This window comes from Lonsdalea britannica, from assembly GCF_946477055.1.
GTDB classification, from domain to species: Bacteria; Pseudomonadota; Gammaproteobacteria; order Enterobacterales; family Enterobacteriaceae; genus Lonsdalea; species Lonsdalea britannica_A.
This window is the reverse complement of sequence record NZ_CAMKXG010000225.1, coordinates 1-5,806: the sequence shown is the minus strand read 5'-3', so window position 1 is coordinate 5,806 and position 5,806 is coordinate 1. Positions and strand designations below refer to the sequence as shown.

At 59.7% G+C, this 5,806-nt stretch carries 4 protein-coding genes and 1 pseudogene; all 5 read left to right on the top strand.

Going from position 1 to position 5,806, the window contains the following annotated elements:
• A pseudogene (locus tag Q7O77_RS13730) lies at nucleotides 1-212 on the top strand (LLM class flavin-dependent oxidoreductase); the annotation flags it as partial.
• A gap of 343 nt (nucleotides 213-555) precedes the next feature.
• The gene (locus Q7O77_RS13725; protein ID WP_304168330.1) at nucleotides 556-1,902 is read left to right on the top strand and encodes a peptidase; all 1,347 of its coding nucleotides are present in this window, start codon (nucleotides 556-558) and stop codon (nucleotides 1,900-1,902) included.
• 349 nt (nucleotides 1,903-2,251) lie between these two features.
• Nucleotides 2,252-3,367, top strand: coding sequence for an NADH:flavin oxidoreductase/NADH oxidase (locus Q7O77_RS13720; protein ID WP_304168327.1), 1,116 nt, complete (start codon nucleotides 2,252-2,254; stop codon nucleotides 3,365-3,367).
• A 250-nt stretch (nucleotides 3,368-3,617) separates the two neighbouring features.
• Nucleotides 3,618-5,384, top strand: coding sequence for a tannase/feruloyl esterase family alpha/beta hydrolase (locus tag Q7O77_RS13715; RefSeq protein WP_304168324.1), 1,767 nt, complete (start codon nucleotides 3,618-3,620; stop codon nucleotides 5,382-5,384).
• Nucleotides 5,385-5,499: 115 nt separating this feature from the next.
• Nucleotides 5,500-5,806 (top strand): glutathione S-transferase N-terminal domain-containing protein (locus tag Q7O77_RS13710; protein WP_304168321.1); only part of this gene is annotated, 307 nt, incomplete at its 3' end.

The window sequence follows — 5,806 nt, the reverse complement described above, 5'->3', positions numbered from 1 at the left end:
TCGGGTTCCTGGATGATAAAACGCGCGCGATTTTCGGCCGCAGCTATGCCGCCGAGCCGGACCAGCTCATTAAACAGCTCGCGCAGGACGAGGCGATTGCCGAGGCGGACACGCTGCTGTTAACCGTGCCCAATCAGCTGGGCGTGGACTACAACGCGCATGTGATTGAATCGATACTGACGCAGGTCGCGCCGGGCTTAGGCTGGCGTTAACCTTGCCGTCAAAGGGGCGATCCGGTGTGCGTTATCCGCCGGTTCGGTCCCGCTTTCTCTGCCGTGGAGAAAACGCCTCCGTTTTTGTCTGCGAACAGGCGGTTTACCTGCCGTTTTACGCTTTTCCCCCTCTCTGTTATCGAGCCATCGTAGCGCCAAGTGTAAAAAATTCGTAATGGCATCAGGAGATTGCAACAATGGCGACTGAAAGTGGTCTAGGGTAGACGTCGTGTCTACAGCGCCGATATTTCCGCCCGGCTGAATGGTGAGCGAGGGTGGTGCATTATGCTGATGCCATATGCGACCGACGAGATTAAACGACCTAGCAATGAAAGGATTAACCATGCCAACACGTCGTGATTTTCTGATGATGAGCCTGCTGTCTGGCGCCATGATAGCCATCAACACCTCCGCGCTCGCCAGACAGGGCGTAAGCGGCGAAGTCAAAGGCGCCAGCGCTATTACGCAGGTCTTCGGCGACGGCATTCGGCTGACCGCCGTGGCCGTAGAATATGACGAAGCCATCAGCGGCGCGTCCCTGAATAAAGCCGATTTCAGTGTGGAAGGCCGCACGGTCACCGGCGTCTTCGCCAGCACGTCGGCCCATCCTGCCGATCAGGCCGCCGAGGGGCATTTCGTCATCGTTATTCTATCGCCGGAGGATGCGAACGCGCCGCTGGCGGAGAAAATGAACGCCAAGCCCGGCGGTCAGCCGCCCTCGTCCGGCGGCCACGGCGGTCCTGGCAAAGCGGGGGACATTCCGGTGTATGACACGGCTTATGCGACCCCTGTCGCCAAGGTGCATCAAACCGGCGACCTCAAGACCGAGAGCGGTCGCCGCCTTGCCGCCACGCCGACCCCGCTGACGACGACGAAGGTCGAAAATCTGGTCGTCGACGACTTCGAATCGCTGATGTTTACCGATGCGAAAACCGGCAAAATGCTGCGCTACAACCTGTTTGTGCCAAAGGACTATGATCCGAAGCAGACCTATCCTCTGGTCTTGTTTATGCACGATGCCGGAGCCACCAGCGACGTAACCCGTTCCACGCTCTATCAGGGATTGGGCGCCATTGCGTGGGCCAGTCCGTCCGATCAGGCTCAACGCCCGGCGTTCGTGCTGGCGCCGCAATACGCCGAAATTATCGCGGATGACGACTCGAAAACCTCCGATGCGCTGGACGCGACCCTTCATCTCATTACGTCACTGACGGAACGCTACAGTATTGACCGCAACCGACTCTACGCGACCGGCCAGTCCGGCGGCTGCATGATGACGATGGCGATGAACATCAAATACCCGACGTTCTTCGCCGCGTCGTTCCTGGTGGCGGGGCAGTGGGATCCGGCGCTGGTTAAACCGCTCGCCAAACAAAAATTGTGGATTCTGGTGTCGCAGGATGACGATAAGGCTTTTCCGGGGCAGAACGCGATAACCGAGGTCCTGAAAAAAGAGGGCGCGAAGGTGGCGACCGCCGTTTGGAAGGGGACGTGGTCGGCCGATCAGTTCCGCAAAGCCAGTCAAGCGCTCGAGGCCGAAGATTGTGCGATCAACTATGTGTCGTTTGCGAAAGGCACGGTAATTCCGCCCAACGAGTCCGGGGCCGGGGCGAGCGGACACCGCAACACTTGGCGCATCGCCTACACGATTGAACCCATACGGGAGTGGTTGTTCCGTCAGCACCGCTAAGGTGTATTACCTCTGATGCGATCGACGGCGGTTCACTGGGCTGAGACGGACTCGACGTCGCTTGGCGCAGTTAAACCGCTGACGTTTCCCCTCGAACCGAAACGTGGCGATGCCTGAAAACGGGCATCGCTTTCCCCATCCGTAATGCCTTGCAGTCTCTCCCCCAAAAGCCGGATACCCATGTTGCACAGTGATTTCGCGCGGAATGATTGGCGGGACGAATAGTTAATCAGGCAAAAGATCCACAAATCAACCATGCTTAATGGGCGGCCCGTTCGACGTTGCTCCTGCGCTAATACTCCGCTACATCGGCGTCCGCCCATTCCATTCACAGAAAGCGAGGTTCGATATGTCGGTATTGTTCACTCCATTCACACTGAAGGACATTACCCTGCGTAACCGCATTGCGGTGCCGCCGATGTGCCAGTACAGCGCCACCGAGGGACTCACCAACGACTGGCATCAGGTTCACTATGCGGGACTGGCGCGGGGCGGAGCCGGTCTGGTGATTGTCGAGGCGACGGCGGTGTCGCCTGAAGGCCGCATCACGCCGCACTGTCTGGGATTATGGAATGATGCACAGGCGGAAGGGCTGGCGCGCATCGCGGCGTCGATCAAGGCTGCGGGAGCCGTCCCCGGGATCCAGATCGCGCACGCCGGACGCAAGGCCAGCGCGAATCGTCCGTGGGATGGCGACGATCATTTACCGGCGGACGATCCGCGCGCCTGGGAAACGCTGGGGCCGTCCGCTATCGCTTACGGCGGCGCATTGCCGCGCGTGCCGAAAGCGATGGCCTTCGATGATATCGACCGGGTCACGGGGCATTTTGCCAGCGCCGCACGGCGCGCTCGCGACGCCGGTTTCGAATGGCTGGAGTTACACTTCGCGCACGGCTATCTGGCGCAGAGTTTTTTCTCCCCGCATAGCAATCATCGCGACGACCGGTACGGCGGGAATCTGGAGAATCGCTGTCGCTTCCTACTGGAAACGCTGGCGGCGGTGCGCGAGGTCTGGCCTGAACATTTGCCGCTGACCGCGCGCTTTGGCGTGATCGAATTCGATGGTCACGATGAGCGAACGTTGGCGGAATCCATTGAATTGGTACGACGGATGCGGGCGGGCGGACTGGATATGCTGAACGTCAGCATCAACTTCGTCATTCCCGACACTCACATTCCGTGGGAGACGCCCGCGCTGCTGGCGCCCATTGCCGAAAAAGTGAGCCGCGGCGCCGGGGTGCCGGTCGCGGTCGGCTGGGGTGTCGACGAGCCAGCGCTGGCGGAACGCGTCGTAGCGGAGAAACAGGTGGATTTAGTGATGATGGGCAGAGCGATGCTGGCCAATCCGCACTATCCGTATGTGCTGGCGCAGGCGCTGAACATCGGTCGTCCAGAGTGGGTGCTTCCCGCGCCCTATGCGCATTGGCTGGAGACCTACCACGGCGCGGGCAAGCTGTCGTCATAGCGTTAACGCTCGCGATAACCACTTTTTAGCGCATTGAAAAGGTTGTGAAAATCCGCCTCCGGGTTAAGACGCAAACGGTTATCATTTCTGTGCTGAGAATATGCGTCGCTATCTGATGACCTTATTGCGCGTCTGTGATCCGGGCACACGACATGGACACCAGTATGCGCAACCACGGACACCGTAGCGGGTCGGGCCGCGGTATCATGCCTCACGCCCGCATGACAGGAACAGATCAATGAGGACTGGGATGAAATACGTAACCGGGCTATGCCAACTGCTGGCCGCCTGCTGTGTTATCGCTTGGACGGCATCGAATGCCTCTGCGGCCGAACTCCCGGCGGTCAAGCCGGTGGTCTCCTGCGAACAGCTTGGGGCGATGGCGTTTTCCAACGCGGTCGGCGAACAGGTCTCTATCCGTTCGGCTGCGCTGACGAAAACCGAAAAGGGCGCCTTCTGCCAACTCTCCGCGACGATAGCGCCGTCCATCGGCGTGGAGATAGCGCTGCCGACGGAGCGCTGGACGCAGCGTTTTCTGCAGGTCGGCTGCGGCGGCCTGTGCGGCAATATTAACCTGCGCCTGTCCAACGCCAACGGCTGTGTTCCTGCCATGAACGGAGAGTTCACGGTGGCTGCCACGGATATGGGACATCAGGGCAGCATGATGGATGCCTCGTGGGCGGAAGATCCGCAGAAACGTATCGACTTCGCCTACCGCGCCAACCACCTGACGGCGGTGCTGGCCAAAGCGTTGATGGCGGCGTATTACGGCCAGCCGCAGCGCTATGCCTACTTCATGGGCTGTTCCGACGGCGGGCGCGAAGCCCTGATGGAAGCGCAGCGTTATCCGGACGATTTCAACGGCATTGCGGCGGGCGCGCCAGCCGCGTTTTTCCAGTTCCAGAACTCGTTCTTCCACGGCTGGAACAGCGTAGCGAATCAGCGTCAGGACGGCACCGCAATCCTGCTGCAAGATCGTCTGGCTATTCTGCATAAGGCGGTGCTGAAACACTGTCCGACGCTGTCCGGCGTCAACGACGGCCTGCTGCAAAATCCCTATGCCTGCTCGTTTTCGGCGAACTGGGTCAAGCGGTGCGCTAAACAGCAGACCGATAAGTCGGACTGCCTGACTCAGGATGAGATTGAAGTCGCCCGAAAATTGTATGCGGGAGCGGGGGATGTCTCCGGTAATCGCTTCGTGCTCGGCGGCCTGCCGATAGGTTCCGAGCTGCGCTGGCCGGTGCCTGCCAAAGCGACGGAGCGCTCTATGTCCGAAACGATGGTGTTGCCAGCCCTGCAGTCGGCGCTGTTGCCCGGCGGAAAACAGCCCATTACCAAAATGAGCGATTTTCCGCTCAATCGCAGAAACTTTGATGCGGTCGCGCAGCTGGCGCCGCTGTATAACGCGGCGAACACCAATCTGCGTCCCTTCATGCAGCATGGCGGCAAGCTGATTATGTGGCATGGTCTGGCGGACGATTCGGTGAGCCCGGCGTTCTCGCTGGCCTACTATCGGGGCGTGAGCACCACGCTGGGCAAAGCCTCTGTCGATAAGTTTATGCGTCTGTTCCTGCTGCCCGGCGTCGGGCATTGCGGCAATGGTGACGGCTATGACCAGATGGATCTGCTGACGCCGCTGATGGCCTGGACGGAGCGGGACGAAGCGCCGAAGTGGATCGTGACCGGTAAAGCCGCGCAGGTGAAAAGTCAGACGCCGCCTGCGGCCGCATCGGCGAAAGGGGAATCGGCGGCTGAAGTGCAGTTCCACGGCGTACAACAGAAAAGCTCGCCGATAGCGTCGCCAGCCGTTGAGCTGAAGGCGACCCGTCCGGTTTATCCTTATCCTTACATCGCGCGGTACACCGGGCAGGGCGATCCTAACGACGCCAGTCACTACCGGCCGGTCATGTCGGAAGCGTTTTTCCGCGTGGCGTTCGGTAATCCGGCCCGGTCGTATATCGGCCCTGATAATCAAAAAAACTATGAGGTGAAAGACGGCAAGCTGGTCGTGAAATAAGCCCGCGATTGCTGAGTACGTGATGACGTCGGACGGCGGCTGCCTCGTGTGGTCGCCGTCTTATTTTTCGTGCTATAACCAGAGGTCCCACTCATTCAGAAGTCGGTGTCTCGCTATGATCACCATTCTCGGACGTGAAACCTCCATCAATGTACGTAAGGTGTTGTGGACCTGCCATGAACTCGAGCTGCCGTTTGAACATGAGCCGTGGGGACAAGGGACATTATCGCTGTCCTCTCCTGAGTTTCTCGCCATCAATCCTAATGGCATGATCCCGGTGCTGATAGATGAAGACCATGTGCTGGGACAGTCGAATACCCTTTGCCGCTATCTGGCCAACGCCTACGGCGGAGAGGCGCTGCTTCCGGCCGCCCCGGCGGCGCGTGCGCACGTTGAAATGTGGATGGACTGGCAGGCGACGG